Annotated in this window: 16 protein-coding genes; 4 read left to right on the forward strand and 12 right to left on the reverse strand. The window is 37.1% G+C overall.

Going from position 1 to position 18,674, the window contains the following annotated elements:
* Window positions 1-117: 117 nt before the first annotated feature.
* From B8967_RS01950 to dinB, 6 genes are all read right to left on the reverse strand, one after another.
* Window positions 118-1,407 (reverse strand): sensor histidine kinase, encoded by a 1,290-nt coding sequence (locus B8967_RS01950; RefSeq protein WP_084084150.1) that lies wholly within the window; start codon window positions 1,405-1,407, stop codon window positions 118-120.
* A 9-nt stretch (window positions 1,408-1,416) separates the two neighbouring features.
* Window positions 1,417-2,094, reverse strand: coding sequence for a response regulator transcription factor (locus B8967_RS01955; RefSeq protein ID WP_084084152.1), 678 nt, complete (start codon window positions 2,092-2,094; stop codon window positions 1,417-1,419).
* 158 nt (window positions 2,095-2,252) lie between these two features.
* Window positions 2,253-3,221: a zinc-dependent alcohol dehydrogenase family protein gene (locus tag B8967_RS01960; protein ID WP_084084154.1), complete on the reverse strand. Its 969-nt coding sequence runs from the start codon at window positions 3,219-3,221 to the stop codon at window positions 2,253-2,255.
* Window positions 3,222-3,270: 49 nt separating this feature from the next.
* Window positions 3,271-3,576 (reverse strand): ArsR/SmtB family transcription factor, encoded by a 306-nt coding sequence (locus tag B8967_RS01965; protein ID WP_084084155.1) that lies wholly within the window; start codon window positions 3,574-3,576, stop codon window positions 3,271-3,273.
* Window positions 3,577-3,724: 148 nt separating this feature from the next.
* Window positions 3,725-6,784 carry a DNA polymerase III subunit alpha gene (locus tag B8967_RS01970; RefSeq protein WP_084084157.1) on the reverse strand — a complete coding sequence of 1,020 codons (3,060 nt, stop codon included), beginning with the start codon at window positions 6,782-6,784 and terminating at the stop codon, window positions 3,725-3,727.
* Window positions 6,785-6,804: 20 nt separating this feature from the next.
* Window positions 6,805-7,950, reverse strand: coding sequence for a DNA polymerase IV (dinB, locus tag B8967_RS01975; RefSeq protein WP_084084159.1), 1,146 nt, complete (start codon window positions 7,948-7,950; stop codon window positions 6,805-6,807).
* A 61-nt stretch (window positions 7,951-8,011) separates the two neighbouring features.
* Between dinB and B8967_RS01980 the strand changes: the two genes are divergently transcribed.
* Window positions 8,012-8,785: a LexA family transcriptional regulator gene (locus B8967_RS01980; protein ID WP_084084161.1), complete on the forward strand. Its 774-nt coding sequence runs from the start codon at window positions 8,012-8,014 to the stop codon at window positions 8,783-8,785.
* 21 nt (window positions 8,786-8,806) lie between these two features.
* On the forward strand, window positions 8,807-9,412 hold the full coding sequence (locus B8967_RS01985; RefSeq protein WP_084084162.1) for an alpha-ketoglutarate-dependent dioxygenase AlkB family protein: 606 nt from the start codon (window positions 8,807-8,809) through the stop codon (window positions 9,410-9,412).
* A gap of 60 nt (window positions 9,413-9,472) precedes the next feature.
* Here B8967_RS01985 and B8967_RS01990 read toward each other — a convergent pair whose 3' ends face one another.
* Window positions 9,473-11,857, reverse strand: coding sequence for a TonB-dependent receptor (locus B8967_RS01990; protein ID WP_084084164.1), 2,385 nt, complete (start codon window positions 11,855-11,857; stop codon window positions 9,473-9,475).
* A gap of 235 nt (window positions 11,858-12,092) precedes the next feature.
* Window positions 12,093-12,377 carry a bacteriocin-like protein gene (locus tag B8967_RS22375; protein WP_179140018.1) on the reverse strand — a complete coding sequence of 95 codons (285 nt, stop codon included), beginning with the start codon at window positions 12,375-12,377 and terminating at the stop codon, window positions 12,093-12,095.
* A 444-nt stretch (window positions 12,378-12,821) separates the two neighbouring features.
* On the opposite strand from B8967_RS22375, the gene B8967_RS02000 reads away from it, so the two are divergent.
* Window positions 12,822-13,610 (forward strand): XRE family transcriptional regulator, encoded by a 789-nt coding sequence (locus B8967_RS02000; protein WP_047493726.1) that lies wholly within the window; start codon window positions 12,822-12,824, stop codon window positions 13,608-13,610.
* A gap of 107 nt (window positions 13,611-13,717) precedes the next feature.
* Here the strand turns inward: B8967_RS02000 and xth are convergent, their stop codons facing one another.
* From xth to B8967_RS02020, 4 genes are all read right to left on the reverse strand, one after another.
* On the reverse strand, window positions 13,718-14,503 hold the full coding sequence (gene xth / locus B8967_RS02005; RefSeq protein ID WP_084084167.1) for an exodeoxyribonuclease III: 786 nt from the start codon (window positions 14,501-14,503) through the stop codon (window positions 13,718-13,720).
* Window positions 14,504-14,756: 253 nt separating this feature from the next.
* Entirely contained in the window at window positions 14,757-15,572 is an 816-nt protein-coding gene (locus B8967_RS02010) for a ferritin-like domain-containing protein (RefSeq protein WP_084084168.1), read from the reverse strand.
* 24 nt (window positions 15,573-15,596) lie between these two features.
* Entirely contained in the window at window positions 15,597-16,310 is a 714-nt protein-coding gene (locus tag B8967_RS02015) for a ferritin-like domain-containing protein (protein ID WP_084084169.1), read from the reverse strand.
* Between the two features lie 76 nt (window positions 16,311-16,386).
* Window positions 16,387-16,956, reverse strand: coding sequence for a fasciclin domain-containing protein (locus tag B8967_RS02020; protein WP_084084170.1), 570 nt, complete (start codon window positions 16,954-16,956; stop codon window positions 16,387-16,389).
* Between the two features lie 1,112 nt (window positions 16,957-18,068).
* On the opposite strand from B8967_RS02020, the gene B8967_RS02025 reads away from it, so the two are divergent.
* Window positions 18,069-18,674 (forward strand): RNA polymerase sigma factor, encoded by a 606-nt coding sequence (locus B8967_RS02025; RefSeq protein WP_228405986.1) that lies wholly within the window; start codon window positions 18,069-18,071, stop codon window positions 18,672-18,674.

The raw sequence follows: 18,674 nt of genomic DNA on the forward strand, positions 1-18,674 counted from the left end.
TTTGAAGAGCCCCCCCTGCTAGACATTATTTCATATTAAGTTTTTGTAAACTCTTAAATAATTACTTTTAAAAAATAACAGTTCTGTGCGAGCTGATTTAAATTTTGATCAATGATTTCACGACAGTTTTACAGAAAAAACATGCGAATTATTTTCAAATTTGTAATTGATTTGCCAGTGATGGAATTTACAGATTTCACTAATAATCGCCAACCCTAGGCCACTCCCGTGGTTATCTGCTGAAAGTTTTGAAAATCTTTTAAATAGTAAGTCTGTATTCAGTTTCTCTGTTCCTGAATTGCTAACTTCAAAAACCATATCTGTTAATTTTACAGAAATTGAACCATTGGGTGAAGTATGACGAATGGCATTGATCAACAAATTGTTAACTAAAACTTCAATCAAACCACTATTTCCTCTTATTTTTATATCTGAAGAGATCTCTTTATTAATGGAAATATTTTTTTGTTCAAAGTGTTCTTGTAATACATCCATACTTTGATTCAATAAATCTTTAAATTGGATGGTTTCCGAATTATCAAACTGACTATTCTCTATTTTAGCTAATAATAAAAGGTTTTTATTAATTCTGGAACTTCTTGTCAAAGCCCTGTTCATTTCTTCAGTAATTTGATATTGTTTTTCTGTAAGATCCTCACTTTGTAATAAAATATCCAGTTTGTTTTTCAAAATTGCCAAAGGAGTCTGCAGCTCATGGGATGCATTTTCTGTGAATTCTTTCTGGGTTTTAAAAACTGAAATATTCTGTTCTATTAATTTATTCAAAGATTGGTTAAGTTCTTCAAATTCTGTGATGTTGGTCTTATCAAATTCAATTTTAGTCTGGCTGTTGAGATTAAACGTTTTAAGCTTGTCCAAAGTGTCCCGAAAGGGTTTCCATATTGACGTTGAAAGCTTTTTGTTTAAAAATAATAAACCAATAACGATAAGAACAAAGAAAAAAACGGTTACCAAAGCAATGGCCGCAACAGTTTCCTGAGATTCTTCAATATTGGTTTCAACGGTAAACAGAAAAGGATGATTATTAATATAAACAACCTTTTTCAGACATCTGTACCGTTCTATTTCAGGTTTTGATACAAATGTTTTCTGTTTTTCTATAGTGAAAAATCTGTCTTTTTTGAGATTGTTAAAAGGTATTTTTTCAATATCTGTTCCCGGCTGGATTTTATTCCAAAGGGTAATACTTTTATCTAATTCTTCGTCCGAAAGTTTCAGATTATTAAATTCATAAGCTGTTTTTTCTGCTATCGTTGTATTGTGCTCATCCAATTCGCCCTTCCAAATGGTGTCCACTACAAAATAATAGACAGGAATGCTGATAACCAGTATGATTAGGACATAAATGATAAAAGGTTTGGTGGTCTTGCTTAATAAAGGTTTCATAGATTTTATTTACATGTTCTCCCATTTATATCCTGTTCCATATACTGTTTTCAGATAATGATCACATCCGGCATCATATAATTTTTTTTTGAGATTCTTTACATGGGCATAGACAAAATCATGATTGTCGAGCATATCTGCCAAATCACCGGAAAGATGTTCTGCTAAGGTACTTTTAGAAATAACTTTATTTTTATTACCAATAAAATAAATCAACAGGTCAAATTCTTTTTTTGTAAGAATAATTGGTTGGCTATTGATACTTACAGTTTTAGCTAAAAGATCTATCTGAAGCTCATTCTGTTTGATAACATTGGAATTATTAAATTGTTTTCTACGAATAATAGAATAAATTCTAGCCATCAATTCGGAAAGATGAAAAGGTTTGGTAAGATAGTCATCAGCGCCTAATTGCAACCCTCTTATTTTATCATCCAAAGCATTTTTCGCAGAAATAATAATTACACCATCTTGCTTATTTTGTCTTTTTAGTTCTTCTAAAATCGTAAGCCCGTTTCCATCCGGAAGCATAATATCCAATAATATACAGTCATATTGAAATGTTTCTATTTTATCCATTGCGTCACTAAATGTTGATGCAAATTCACAGAGATAGCTCTCCCCGGAAAGATAATCGGAAATGCTTTTTGCGAGTTCTGCTTCGTCTTCAATGATTAGGATTTTCATTTTGCTAATTTATAGATTCAATTTTGAATAAATTTTGAATTCATATACAAATGAACAATAAAATATGTTTTGCCTTTTCATAATACATACAAGTAATCATTTAAAAAGCAATGTATATACAGTGTAGAGTATACTATATGTACATTGCTCTTTCTTTATTACTTATCAATCTCTATTGCGATTTTGCCATAGAAGTTTTTATCACCAGCTTTGGTTTCCAGTAAGCGATGAGCTTTACCGATCTCCGATAATGGAAAAACTTTGTTGACAACTGGCTTTAGTTTTTTATTTTCTACCAATTGAGTGATCTCATCCAGTTTATTTCTATTCTGGCGGGTAAATACAAAATGATAGGTAGCATTTTTTCCCCAGGCATCAATAAGGTTTTGAGGTTTTTCAATATCTACCAATGTAACAACCTGCCCCATCTGACTGAGAATCTGACCGCTATCGGAAAGTGTACTGCCCCCTATGGTATCAATGATGACATCCACTCCTTTATGATCTGTTAATTGGTGGATCGTACTGATATAGTCCTCATGTTCATAGTCAATAACGTGATCTGCACCTAATTCGGTAAGAAATGTATGATGAATTTTTCTTGCTGTAGTAAACACGGTGGCTCCCATAGCCTTGGCAATTTGAATGGTGGGGATCCCTACGCCACCGGCACCGCCGTGGATCAGAATGGTCTGGTTAATTTTGAGCTGTGCCCTGGTAACCAGCATCTCCCAGGCTGTGCCTGCTGCTAAAGGAAGTGTCGCGGCTTCCAGATGGCTGATATTTTGGGGCTTCAGACCTATGATTGACTCGTGGGCACAGTGATATTGTGCATAGCTCCCCTGTCCCTTAAAAATCTCTGGAGTATAGTAAACTTCATCCCCGATTTTAAAATTTTCCACTCCCGGTCCGAGTTCTACAATCTCACCGGAGACATCATGGCCGGTGATGACAGGTAATTCCAGCTCATTTTTGTAATCTCCGCGGCGCACCTGGTAATCCAGAGGGTTTACAGAAGTTGCAAAGACCTTCACCAAAACTTCCCTGAATCCAGGTATGGGCCTAGGTATTTCTACTATTTTAAAATTTTCTGCAGAGCCGAACTCTTTTATAATTGCTGCTTTCATATTATATTTAGTTAATTAGGTAAATGCCTAAATTATTGAATAAATTTTTTTAAAGTTTTTCTTTTATATGCGTTGCCAGGTCCTGAAGTGTCTTTTCGTTTCTTTTATAGTAGGTCCACTGCCCTTTTCTTGTGGCAATTAGAATATGGGTAGCAGACATTGTTTTCAAATAATCAGAAACCGTAGGCATAGACATTCCTGCCTTTTTGGCGATATCCGATACACATACTCCTAATTCCGGAGTGTATTCCTCCAGCTCCTCTTCCGGAAAATGGGCAAAAGGATCTTTTAACCACGTAAGAATATTTAAACGTGTTTCGTTTGATAAGGATTTAATGACATCTAACAATTCCATAACTGCAAATTTAGGAAATTACCTAAATCCCTACAAATTTTTATGAAAAACTTTATGGCCTGTTCTGTATCTGTTTATAAAACAGGGTTTTGTAAGATTGTTTTGATCTCCGTTATCACTACAGGAGAAACAGAACCATTATAGATCTTTATGAATTGGGCATTTTGTGTCTGGGTAATCCTATTTCATGGGTTTGTGGATAAGGCTTCCGGAATGTCATGCTTATATCCTCTCTGATCTGCCGGTGTACATCATATTGCTTTTCTTTGTCATAGGCATACCGCGGATCTGGAATGAACGGCATTTTTGCCATTTTAGTAACTGTGACGGTTGGAAAATGAAAATCAACTTCCACAATTCCCAGTAACAGATAACAGCCACCTCCCTGAAATGGATACTTTTGAAGACTGTCGGGAAAATGTGCCGTATCAAAATAATGGCCATTCACATCAATCCAGGTTCCGAAATACATGGTTCCTTTTTTAGTAGGCACATGCTTTCTGGAAATCAGATACGCCATCATTTTTACCTGTTTCTTATGGAATGATAACAGGTTTTTTACGAAAACAGACCCTCTGTAGCTGGTTGTAAGCAAATCAAAGGGACTGCATGACACGGGAAATCCCAGGATTTCAATTTCATCAAAAGCATCTTCAAAATGTTCACGTTTCAGCTGTGGAAGTTTATATTCCTGAACGGGTTCATCAATTAATAATAATCCTCTGTTTTCCGGTTTAAAATGGGTCAATATCATTCTTGCTTCTACAAGCAGTTCATTTTTAGGTTGTTGGGTAAAGCGGAAAGCGCCAATGAAAATTAAGGTCTGAACCGCCTCAATACCCACAGCAATGCGGCGGATAAAGTCTTCCAACGACTTATATTCTCCGTTATTTCTTCGCTCTTCCACAATTTCATGGGCAATTCTGCTCTCCAGTCCCTGCAAAAGCATTAATCCCAGATAGATATCTTTCCCCTTTAATGAGGTTTGATATTCACTGGTGTTGACACATGGAGTTTGAATTGTAGCCCCGGACATTTTAGCTTCATGAATATAAACTTCAGTGCGGTAAAACCCACCCTGATTATTGATGACAGAAACCATAAATTCAAGCGGATAATACACTTTGAGATAGAGACTCTGATAACTTTCTATAGCATAGGATGCCGAGTGGGCCTTACAGAAAGAATAACCGGCAAACGATTCAATCTGTCTGTATACTTCTGCGGAAAGTGTTTCAGGATGCCCTTTTTTGCGACAGGATTTCAAAAAATTATCCTTTACTTTCTGAAGCTGGGATAATGCACGGCCTTTACCGCTCATAGCCCGCCGGAGAATATCCCCGTCTGCTAAGGAAAGTCCTCCGTAATACTGTGCAATTTTGATCACATCCTCCTGATAGACCATAATGCCATAGGTCTCTCCCAGATGTTCTTTAAAAATTTCGTGAAAATAGGTGAATTGATCAGGATGATTGTGTCTGAAAATATATTCGCGCATCATTCCACTTTGTGCTACTCCCGGTCTTATGATGGAGGATGCAGCCACCAATGTTCTGTAATTATCGCATTGTAATCTTCGTAACAATCCGCGCATTGCCGGAGATTCAATATAAAAACAGCCTATAGTATTGCCTTCTGCCAAATGCCTGTTAGCCGCAGATTCATCCTTGGAAAGGGCTGTATCTCTTATATCAACCTCTACTCCCCTTACCTCTTTAATCAGTTTTACCGTGTCATTGATTGTTCCCAGGCCTCTTTGGGAAAGAATATCAAATTTTTCCAGCCCGATTTCTTCTGCGGTATACATATCAAACTGAACTATAGGAAATCCCTTTGGAGGCATTTCCAATGCGGTATAATAAGTGATGGGTTCTTCAGAAATTAAAATCCCGCAGGAATGCATGCTCCTCTGATTGGGAAATTTCTCCAAGAGTTTACCATAGGTATGAACCAGTGTCACCACGGAATTCACTTCATGGGTTTCTACAGATTTTGTAGCCAGTTCGTCCAGCTCATCTTTAGGCAATCCAAAAGCTTTTCCAATCTCACGAAATATAGAACGGTACTTAAACTCTACATTGGTTCCACAGAATGCCACATGTTCCTTGCCATATTTGTCGAAGATATACTGAAGAATGGTATCCCTATCCTGCCAGCTCCAGTCGATATCAAAATCAGGGGGACTCTTACGGTTAAGATTGAGAAAACGTTCAAAATAGAGATCCAGTTCCAGGGGGCATATATCAGTGATCCCCAGACAGTAGCTGACAATGCTGTTGGCACCGCTTCCCCGCCCTACATGCATTAATCCTATTTTGTTGCTGTACCTTATAATGTCCCAGGTGATCAGAAAATAAGCACTGAAATAAAGTTCATGGATTACCTTCAGCTCTTTTTCTACCCTTTGCCTGGCTTCTTCATGATCGGGACCATACCGTTTTTTTAACCCTAAGTAAGCAAGTCTGCTGAGAAACTTCAGATCTCCATCTCTGGATCTTGTATAATGTTGTTTATTTCTGACTGTCCCAAAAGTAAATTCAAAATGACAGCTGTTCAATATATGCTCTGTGTTCTTGATCATTTCCGGGTATTCCTGAAAATCCTCGAGTATCTTTTTTTCCGGTTTTAGATATTCCGATTTTTTGCAGATATCGTTCTCAGACAGTTTTGTAAGTAAGGTATTCTTATCTATAGCTCTTAAAATCCGGTGCAGATTGTATTCTTTCCGGGTACTGAATGTTACAGGCTGAAAAACAACCATTTTGGAAATCATCCTTCGGTATTCAGGGCGGATAAGAAGGGTAAGCTCCTCTTCCCGGATTCCTATAAATTCATTTTCTTTCAGAGTTTCGGGCATTTTTTCCAAAGGATAAATAACAAAAACCTGATTGAATTCGGGAGCGGATGCCAATATGTCTTTTCCGTTACAATGGTACTCCGTGATCATTGCATTCATCTCTCCTATTCCGCTGAACTCTTTGGCAATAGCAATATAAAGAAGTTGTCCTTCTTTTCTGATTTCAATTCCGACAATAGGTTTGATTCCGCATTCTTCGCAGGTCTTCTTAAATTCATAGATACCCGTTACCGTATTGATATCCGTAAGAACAAGCTGTTTGATTCCCAAGGCATGAGCTTTGGAAACCAATTCTTTTACAGATAAAGTTCCATAACGGAGACTGTGGTATGAATGGCAGTTAAGAAACATATTTGTACAGGTTTTTACTTTTATTTTCCTAAATCAAAACCCGAGGCCCTGCCTACAGCATCCGCCCCAAACCGGTTCTTGATATTATCCATGGTTTGATAAAGGCTCATCTGTTCTTCCGTATCTTCAAATAAATTCATCTGATGATTCCCATGGACAAGCCCTGTAAAACGAAGTCCTATTAAACGAAGTCTCATTCTTCGGGTGTACGCCTTACTGAAGAGATCCAGTGCAACTCTTGATAAGGTATGATCCGCAGAAGTATAGGCTACCCTGCATTGTTTTGTTTCCGTATCAAAATTGGCGTAACGGATCTTTACTGCTACCGTAGAAGTAAGCCATTTCTCTTTTCTAAGCTGATAGGTGAGCTGTTCCGACATTCCGGATAACAGCCTTTTTAATTCCGGGATATCCATTGTATCTGAGCTAAAGGTTCTTTCTGTGGAGATTGATTTTCTTTCAGAGTAAGCAATAACAGGATTTTCATCAATTCCATTAGCTTTTTTCCAAAGCTCACGACCATTTTCTCCTATCATTTGCTGAAGAATAAGAACAGGCATTTCTGATAAAGTATGGATGGTACGAATTCCCATCCTGGAAAGTAATTGAAAGGTTTTGTCCCCTACCATTGGTATTTTTTTTATGGATAAAGGATCAAGAAACGGTTTGATTTCCTGTGGTTTGATTTCTATTTTCCCCGGTTTGGCTTCGCCGGTTCCAATCTTGGATACGGTCTTATTGGCAGAGAGGGCAAAGCTTATGGGAAGTCCTGTTTCTTTGAGGACGGAGGCTGCAATCTCTTCTGTCCATTTGTAACATCCGAAAAATTTGTCCATTCCGGATAGGTCAAGGTAAAACTCATCAATACTTGCTTTTTCCATCAGCGGAGCTTTTTCCTGAATAATTTCTGTAACCATATGGGACATTTGAGAATACATTTCATGATCTCCCCGAACCACCCTGGCATCCGGGCATAATTTTAAAGCCAGCCTGATGGGCATGGCAGAACGTACCCCGAAACGGCGGGCTTCATAGGAGCAGGAAGCTACCACACCACGGTCTCCTCCTCCGATGATCAGAGGAATTCCATTAAATTCAGAATGGTTGAGGCGCTCACAGGACACAAAAAATGTGTCCAGGTCCATATGTACAATCGTCCGTTCCATGTTACAAAATTAGTTACGTTTTTGAACAAAATTCGTATTTTTGTTGATATAATTTGTAACAATGTCGATTTTTTCAGATAACATAAGGTTTTTGAGAGGTAAGAGAGAAAAAACTCAACAAGAGCTTGCTGAACTTTTAAGCATTACCCGCTCCCGGTATGTTTCATATGAAGATGGAAGATCGGAACCTTCTATTGAGATGCTGCTGAAAGTTTCTCAGTCTTTTCATGTGAGCATTGATCTTCTGGTATCTGTAGACATCAGGAAGTACCCGATGGAAGAGACATTGAACCTTCCGGATAACAGAATTATTCTGCCTGTATTGGTAGATCATCTGGGAAATGATACCATAGAGATTATATCTCAAAAAGAGGCTCAGAATTATCTTGAAGGCTACAGGGATATACAGTATATTGGAAATCTTCAAAGAATTGCCCTTCCTTTTCTGACGCATGGGAAATACAGGGCCTTTCCGGCGGAAGGAAATTCCATGCCACCCTTTAGAAGGGGTTCTTATATTGTAGGAAAATATGTGGAAGGGATAGATCATCTGAAACCTGGAAAAACCTATGTTTTTGTAACTCTAAATGAAGGAATCATCTATAAACGTTTTATGGGTAAAAGAAAAAACAGAATCTGGGTAAGCTCAGATAATTCATTTTATAGACCTTATGATATTTTGATTGAGGAAGTTTTGGAGATATGGCAATATGCTTCAGGTATTTTTCCTGAAGATTTTGAATCGGATGAGACAGAAGATCTGGATATGAAAGAAATGTTTATGGAGTTGAAAAAAGATATCAAGGAATTGGAAAATAAAATTTCCGGAAAATAATAATGGAAAATATATTTAAAAATGTCGCAGCTTAGCTTATTTAATTCTGAAGAATTTTACAGGTTTCCAAGTGAACTATTGGAGTATACGGAACATTTTTTAGCTGAAAATGAGGCTTCAGAACTTGAGGAGCTTTTAATGCATACTGCACCCTGGAAACAGAGAACTCAGAAAATGTATGATAAAATGGTCCTGACGCCCCGTTTGACAGCCTGGTATGGTGATGATGACAAAAAATATCAGTTGGATGGCCATCAGTTTAATGTTAACCCCTGGCTGCCTGAGCTTCTGGAATTGAAAGAGCGCATCGAGAAAAGCACAGGATATCGGTTTAATTCAGTGTTGTTGAATTTATACCGGGATAAAAATGATTCTGTAACCTGGCATAGGGATAAGGAAAGTGAATTGGGAAACCGTCCGGTTATTGCTTCCATAAGCCTGGGGCAGGTAAGAAGTTTTGACTTCAGAAAGTTTGATGACCATTCCAATAAATACAGCCTGCCTCTTCAGCATGGTTCCCTGTTAATTATGAAAGGAGATCTCCAGATGAACTGGGAACATCGCATTGCCAAATCTACGCGGCCTATGAAACCAAGGATTAATATGACTTTCCGGCTAGTGAAATAAAATCCGTTGTTACCTGCCTTGCCAAAATTGTTTCAAACAGGTAACAGCCGGATCTAATGGTTATGATATTTTGATTTTCACTCCTACAGAAATATTAATTCCTGCGAGTGGGCTAAGGAATTTCAGCTGAGAGTTTTGAAGCCTTGCTTCTGTATTTAATAAATTGCTTCCAGCTATATAATATTCTATACTTCCCATTTTTAAATGGGTATCTTCATAAGAAACACGTGCGTTAAGAAGTGAAAATGCCGGCATCGGGAGTTCCGGATTTATATTTTTCCCAAGATATTTTTGCTTCATATAATGGTCCAATGCTATATTGAAGTTCAGTTTTTGTACCGTTCCGCTAAGGTTGAACCCAAAACGGCTTGTCGGCATATTGGGCATATAATCTCCATCGCTCCATTTTCTTATAGAACTGTCGGCTGTACTGATGTTTCTCACCAGATCATAATAGGAACCTACTTCCCATTTTCCCAATGTATGAAGATCCATTTTGTAGGCTGCTTCAGCTTCTATTCCATTGATCTCGGTATCATCAGAACGCCATTCCTTTACCAGGAAAACCTCCCGTGAAATCCCCGTATGAGCAAGGTAAATATAATTTTTATAGAAAGTATGGTACCAATTGGCAGATAAGCGAATATTTTTCAAATTGAGTCCACCACCAATTTCCCATGTTTTTGCAATTTCTTTATCCAATTTATCATCTCCGCTTTCTTCTGTGAGAATAGCAAAATGATTGTTTCCTGCATACAGTTCATTGACTTCCGGGGCTCTTTCAGAATGATTATACTGTACTTTCAGATAGGCTTTTTTAAAGATATTCCATTGGGCCGCTGTATGAAACTGATTCAGGGTAAAATCTCTTCCCATAAGATTTCCTCCGGAGAGTCCACGGCTTCTGATGTATTTTTTATCAGCATCGGCTCTGCGCTGTACATGATCATTCCGATATCCCAAATCAAATTCAAGAAAATCGAAATTGAGGTGCTGCATCGTGAATATGCCAATTTCACGGCTTATGTTGTCAGGAAGATATCTTTGACTTCCGCTGCCTTCCATTTCCCTGTATTGTACTTCAACTCCGGTAGTTCCAGTTAAAAATTTCAGCTTCTGTTGTGCTATTTCCAAGCGGCCATTATGTTGTTGTACATGAAATTGATTGGCTTTGTGGCGCTCCAGAAGTTCCGAATTGCTGGAAAACACTCCCATATAATTAAATTTTATCCCGGCAATGGGAGAATGATTGAATTGATAAGCCGTTTCCAGCATAGCTTTATGAGATAAGCTTTTTATATTGATGGGGACATATTCCAATGTCTTCTGAGGTTTTCCGTGAGAGTGTTTGGGAATTTTGGACAATGTATAGCCGGGAACTCCAAAATAGGAATAAGCGTTTTGATAAGCACCTCCCAGATAAAAGGATTTGCCAATATAGCTGGTCCCTACGTAAAATGAATTGCTTTCTGAATGACTGTTTGGAATGACGCCGTCTTTTGTCGGGACATAATCCTTAATGCTGTTTACTTCGCTTCTGTAACGGTCTTTTGTTGGATCCTGTCCCGGAACGTACTGATCGTTTTTGGGATTGGGGTAATATTGGCCATCCGACGGATTATAGTAAGTGGGACTGAATGTGTAAAGATCATCCTGTGAAAGTTCATATTCTACCATATGATCCTTGGCAAACTGGCTGATATAAGGAAACATACTAATGTTAAGAACATTTCTTGAATTTACGTCCAGCTGGCAGAGGGATTGCAAAATGCTGTTAAACCCAACCAGATTTGGATCATAACATCTGCTGTCTTTAGATTTTCCCGGGATCCGGACAATTTCCTGTTTTTGGTTGGATCCTCCCATTATCCATATCCAGTTTTTAGTAATAGTTCCTTTTGCAGAAAATGACTGTTTCTGCCCACTGTTACTTCCACCTTCCAGGAGTGCCTGAAGATTAATTTTTTTGGATGGAAGCTGACGGACGATATAATTGGTTTCAATATCAACAGCTCCCCCAATAGCTTTTCCACCGTACAGAACAGCTGCTGAATTTTTATAAATGCTGATATTTTGGACATTATCCATTTGAATATCCATATTAAAATCCGGACTTATTCCCGAAAGATCATTGACTGCAGTTCCGTTTTCCAGAATTCTTACTCTATTTCCACTCAGACTTCGGATAACAGGGGCTCCGGAATTGGGGCCATATCCGGAGTTTTGAATACCCGGAATTTTACTTAGCGTTTCTCCTAAGGTATTGGATTGGATGACATCCAGTGTTTTCCGTGAAATGCTTACCACCTCCTTATTCATCTTTCCCTGTATCTGTATTGACTCTATATCCTGAACGGTCTTTTTAGCCCTCAGGTTCTGAGCTTTCAACACAGAAGGATAAGAAATAAGTGTCCCTCCCATCAAAAAAATAACGGCTTTTTTCATATGCGTATGCTTTAATAATCCGGCAAAGCTAGATAATTAATTTTATTAAAGCAACTTTGTTGCATTAAAGAAAAAGCAATGTATTCCTAATTATAAAGTTTGGCAACCCATAACATGTTGTATGGTAATAAAATATAGCGTGAGAGATAGATCTGCAAAAAAGGATTTGAATGCTGTACTGCCACAAAAAAACCGCTCCAAAAAGAGCGGTATAGTTTTTATTACTTGTTTTTTCTTAGCAAGTAGATCCACATTCAAGTAATCTGATGTGAATGACACCATTGATTACGCATTGTGTTTGGCATAATGTGTTACCTACAAGGGTACCAACACCTCCTAATACTCCACCAACTGTAGAACCTACACCTGTAACAACACCACCAACGATAGTGCCTACACCTCCTACAACACCTCCAACTACACCACCTAATCCTCCTAGTAATCCACCGATTGGATCAAGTAATCCGTTACCAGAAATTGTTTTTAATTCGTTTCTGTCTAATTTTTTTAAGTTTTTCATAACTATAATTTTATATGATTATTACATTACGAATATAAGAAGAATAATAATAAGTTCCCAAATTTTTCTTAAAAAATTAATAATATGTTTTTATAATTTAATATTTCATTAATATAAAAGGAAAATAATGAGAATATCATTTATTGTTATATCTGATTGATTTACTAAATGTTAAAAAACATATTTCAAATTCAAAAATTTAGAGTTAATAATTTAAGAGTAAATATTGTTTTTTAATGAATATTCTTCAAAACTGAAAAAAACAGTCTGTCTCTGTATAAATAGTAAAAACGGGGGTCCTGAAATTCACTTTTTTTCTTCAGCATCCGGTATAATATACCAGAAAAGGTGATTTTTTTCCACTTTGTACAGGAAAACAAGCGTTGCTGATCACTGATAACGAAATCAATTTTGTATTTTTGCTGATATACTTTTATTTTATCAATGTCAATTTTTTCAAATAATATACGATTCTTAAGAGCTAAGAGAAAACTTTCCCAACAAAATGTAGCTGACGAATTAACGATCTCCAGAGTAAGATATTCTAAATATGAGAATGGAATATCTGAGCCTCCGATTGAGCTTCTGGTAAAAATATCCAAATATTTCCATGTGAGTATTGATCTTCTGGTCTCTGTAGATATCCAGAAATATCCTATGGATGAAATGCTGAAACTTCCGGACAACAGAATTGTACTTCCGGTAGCTGTAGATCATCATGGAAATGATACTATTGAAATCATTCCTCAAAAAGCATCAATGGGATATCTGGAGGGATATAGCGATGTAGAATATATTGAAAGCCTTCAAAGGATTGCCCTTCCCTTTTTAACGAATGGAAAATACAGAGCATTTCCTGCAGATGGAGACTCTATGCCTCCGTTTAGAAACGGTTCTTATATTGTAGGGAAATATGTAGAAGGAATAAATGACCTGAAACAAGGGAAAACCTATGTTTTTGTCACTTTAAATGACGGAATTACCTATAAACGTTTTAAAGAAAAGAATGAAAATACCATCAGTGTAAGTGCGGATAATTCATTCTATGAGCCTTACGAAATCCCCTTTGATGAGGTGGTGGAAATATGGCAGTATGCTTCAGGAATTTTTCCGGAAGACTTTGAACCCGGTGATTATGAAAGCTATAATTTTAAAGAGATGTTTCGGGAATTGAGACAGGATATCAAAGATCTTGACCGTAAGGTTTCCGGTCGTCGCCGTAAATTATCATAATAGAATCGCTATAGATCTCTGATTTCTATAGCATACATATACCATACAACCGGTTTTCAAAGAAGACTGGCTGTATTTTTTATTTACTAAAACCTTTATAGCGGTCATCACGGCTTCGAGGACCTGTCCAATATAATCCATACCGGTGCATGATCACTGCTCTTTTCCCAGCCCCTGACATGACGGTCTACTCCACCTGATTGCAGTTGGGGACTCAGGTAAGGACTTAATAAAATATGATCAAGCCGTATTCCTGCATTACGATCGTAAGCTTTGTATAGATAATCCCAGAATGTATAGATCTTTTCTTCAGGATAAAGGGTACGGATAGAATCCATCCATCCTTTCTTTTGCAGTTCTTTATATGCTTTTCTTACTTCAATTCTGTACAGTGCATCATTTTCCCAGCGTTCAGGTTTGTAGACATCTATGGGTTCGGGAATAATATTGAAATCTCCGATAAGGATCGCAGGAAGCTCCATTTTAATAAGCTGGTTTGTTCTCCTTTGTAAGCGTTTGATCCATGAGAGCTTGTAATCAAATTTTGCTCCAGGATAAGGGTTGCCGTTGGGAAGATATAAGCAGCATATAACCATTTGATCAATAATGGCTTCTATATATCTGCTCTGAAGATCTTCAGGATCACCTGGCAGAGACCGCTGTACTTCTGTGATCTCCCTGTTTTTTGCCAGTATGGCTACCCCGTTCCAGCTTTTCTGTCCGTTCCATATGGCCTGATAACCGGCAGCATTAATTTCTTTTAAAGGAAATCGTTCCTGTGGAGCTTTAAGCTCCTGAAGGCATACTATATCCGGGGAGGCTTCTTTCAGCCATTGCAAGAGTAAAGGTAACCGGGCATTGATTCCGTTGACATTATAGGTTGCTATTTTCATAATAGAAAAATATTAGAATACACCAGATCATGAATAAGGCAATAATTATTCCATGATATAGGTTAAAAATAGAAGCTGATAACACAAAAGTACCATACATTATATATGGTACTTGCCGTAAAAGGATGGATAAAAATTAATTATTGATCATCTGTTTTTTTAAGGTCTGGCGATGAATACACTTTTTTTTGATAAAGGTCCTTTTCCGGATATGCCGGAAAAGGACACCTCCTCCACTGCCATCCAATCACAATTACACTATAAATAAGGAGGCAATAGTTTGGGCATCACTGCCACTCATCACTTCGTCATAGGCGGCGGAACCTGCCGCCGCTCCAAATAAGGTTCCCGTATTGTATCCGGACTGGTTTACATTGTCCTCTCCGGCGTATACAGGATCTGTGGCTGAAGGCATATTTCCACCATTAGCCAGTTCAATCCAGCCTTTATTAGCCCTCATTCTTCTTACCTGTGATGCATGTCTTGCTTCCACGGAATGAATCTGTAAGGCGGCCTGAAGTACAACTTTATTGGACATGACATTTCCTGCCTGTCCTTTATAGGCTCTTACTCCCGTATCTTCAAAAGCCTGTGCCAGGATAAGAAACTGATTATAATCTGTAAAAGGAGAAAAACTTCCATTAGCTGTAAAATCAAAAGTAGGTTTCGCTCCCGGAGTTGTCCCTAAAGAAGTAAGGGTGCTTTTCAGAAAGCTAACGTGGGCCGATTCATGTTTTGAAATCTGCATAAAAACCGGCCTGTCCGAATTGGGAATCAGCCCTGCTGCAGACAGCCCTAAAGCATAATACTCATTTTCAAGATATTCTAATACCAAAGCCAATTGTAAAGCATCGGTTAATGTACTTTTTAAAGCTGTACCTCTAAATTCTTTTGTTGCCGTTTCTGCTTTTACCGGCGTGACCATCATGGCACCTAATCCAAAAGGAATTGCGGCAGTTGCTGCTTTTTTTCCGAATAATGACATATTCGTAAGTGTTTCCAGTCTTGAAGCTTCCGCCGTAAAAAATTTATCATGAGAAAGCTTATCTAATAATTTAAGAATGTTCATAATACAAGATTTGAAGATGAATGATTAATTAATACCTCTTTCTTTCCACGTGAAAGGTGTTTTTATAAACCCTCCTGCAGCCATTACAATATCCTTGGGCTCTTTGGCAAGATCCAGACCGTTGGCATCCACTACATCGTCTCCTGAGAAATCTGCAGATCCCGGATTGATCAGATTTCTGATCGCAGAGGCATGTCTGGCTTCTACGGAAACTATTTTCCCGGCAATTACAAGGTAAGCCGCATTGGTAATATACTTCCCGGCTCCATTGTATGCCGCGACTCCGGTATCTTCTAATGCTTTTGCCGTAGCAAGCACAGAACTCCGGTTATTAAAGTTTACATTGGGATACTGAAATTCCAGCTTTGGAAGAACGTTCTGAGTAGCACTGCTGATGGCTGCTTTGAAGAAATCCCTGTGAATGACTTCGTGGTGATAAAGATCCGTGAAAATTTCCTTTTCAGTACTGGAAATTCCCGTGTAAAAATTATTAACCACTTTAGTATAAAAATCTGCTTCCAGCTGTTCTAGGGCATAAGCATAATTTAATATCCCTACATCTCCTGTTCCCAGATCAAATATGTTTCCATCATTTATGATCTGAAAATCATCATTATCATCACAACCTACCAGAGTGAGACCGGCCATAGCCAATCCTATACCTCCCAGTTTCAAAAAGTTTCTTCTGCTTGTATCAAGACTTGCTCCCTGATTAGAAACATGAATCGTTTTTTTCATAATATTAATTGTTTAAGTGTTTGTTGAGATAATAGAAGAAAAAACAGCATACCTCAATATGCTGTTTTGTTAATCCTTATGGCATTAAAACTGTATCTATGACATGAATAACTCCATTAGATTGGTTTACGTCCGCAATAGTCACTTTGGCACTGTTTCCTTTGGCATCTTTTATATAAAGATCTTTACCTTTTGTCCAGAATGTAAGTTCTTCGCCCTGTACTGTTTTCATCATACTTTTCCCGTTTCCGGCTTTTACAGCTGCCCATATTTCCTTAGCATTATATTTTCCCGGCAAAACATGGTAAGTCAGTATACTGGTAAGCATGGCTTTGTTTTCCGGTTTTACAAGATTTTCCACAGTTCCTTTCGGAAGCTTTGCAAAAGCAGCGTCTGTAGGTGCCAACACGGTAAAAGGACCCGCTCCCTGTAATGTTTCTACCAATCCCGCAGCTTTTACTGCAACGACAAGGGTTTTATGGTCTTTAGAGTTGACAGCATTTTCAATAATATTCTTAGATGGGTACATGGCAGCCCCTCCTACCATTACTGTTTTTTCTTTCATCGTTTGTGCAGTTACCTTCCCGCTAAAAGCGAATGATAAGGTGATCATTGCTAAAACTGCGATTTTTGATTGTGTGTTCATTGTGGTTGATTTTTATTGAGTTATACTTGATTGTGTTCTTAGTGTCATTTACGAGGTTGGTTTTGTTTTAGATTGATAAAAAATGAAATAATTTACAAATAACTGATTGTCAGTTGTTTATTTTTAATAAAGAATAAAATCAAAGTAAATTTTCTATAGGTTTCAGTAAGAACAGGGGTGATCATGGAATACACAGGTAGTGTTCTACAGTGTTTTAAATATTTGCAATGTTGAGATTTATATAGAGTGATGTATGCTAGTGTTCTGTTTGTCATTCCGTAGGAATCCAACCCTGGAGGATTAAACTTTCTTGTAACCACAAAAGTCACAAAAGTCTTTAAACACTTAAGTTATTAAAGTTTCCAGCTTTGCGCATATAAAGTACACTGAAGTTTTAAGAAAATCTTTGATTTTCATCTTATGTGAACTTAATTGTGCGGTATTCCTTTAAACTTTCTAAAGTGCTCTAAAGTGTTTTAAATATTTGCAATGTTGAGATTTATATAGAGTGATGTATGCTAGTGTTCTGCTTGTCATTCCGTAGGAATCCAACCCTAGTGGATTAAAACTTTCTTTTAACCACAAAAGTCACAAAAGTCTTTAAACACTTAAGTTATTAAAGTTTCCAGCTTTGCGCATATAAAGTACACTAAAGTTTTAAGAAAATCTTTGATTTTCATCTTAAGTGAACGTAATTGTATGGTATTCCTTTAAACTTTCTAAAGTGTTCTAAATATTTGCAATGTTGAGATTTATATAGAGTGATGTATGATAGTGTTCTGTTTGTCATTCCGTAGGAATCCAACCCTAGTGGATTAAACTTTCTTGTAACCACAAAAGTCACAAAAGTCTTTAAACACTTAAGTTATTAAAGTTTCCAGCTTTGTGCATATAAAGTACACTGAAGTTTTGTTGAAAATCAAAGATTTTCATCTTATGTGAACGTAATTGTGTAGTATTCCTTTAAACTTTCTAAAGTGTACTAAAGTGTCTAAAAAATAAAAACTTTTATGTCTGACTACGTTGAATCTTCGATTTGTGGTTTAGTAAAAAAGTTTAAATAGTTTTCTTAAATAAAATCATTAAAATTATATATAAAGTAAAAGATTTTAATGATTTCATTTGGAATGCATTTTATTTTGCTACATTTGGAAGGAAAAATAACAATTATTAAGACAACCTATTCTGAAGAGGAGCTTATCGTTTTATTAAAAGAAAAAAACGAAACCGGTTTTCATTATCTGTATGACCACTATTCGGGTGCGCTGTACGGAATTATTCTTCGTATTGTTCAGTCTAAAGAATATACTGAAGAAGTTATTCAGGATGTTTTTGTTAAAATATGGAATTCTATCCACCAATATGATGACTCTAAAGGAAGATTTTATACATGGATGATCAATATTGCCCGAAATACTGCAATAGATTATTTAAAATCTAAAGGGTTTCAGAATGAGCTTAAAAACCAACCACTTCCGGATTTCGTATATAATACTACAGAACTTTCAACGACCAACAATTCATCCGATTATATTGGATTTAACAATGTGCTGGAAGGTCTGGAAGTAGACAAGCAGGAACTTATTAATCTTGCTTATTATCAGGGATATACCCAACACGAAATATCCGAAAAACTGAAGATACCCCTGGGAACGGTAAAAACGAAAATGCGGAATGCATTGATGAAATTAAAAGATTTGCTAAAAGATTATCAATAA

This window comes from Chryseobacterium sp. YR221, from assembly GCF_900176315.1.
GTDB classification, from domain to species: domain Bacteria; phylum Bacteroidota; class Bacteroidia; order Flavobacteriales; family Weeksellaceae; genus Chryseobacterium; species Chryseobacterium rhizosphaerae.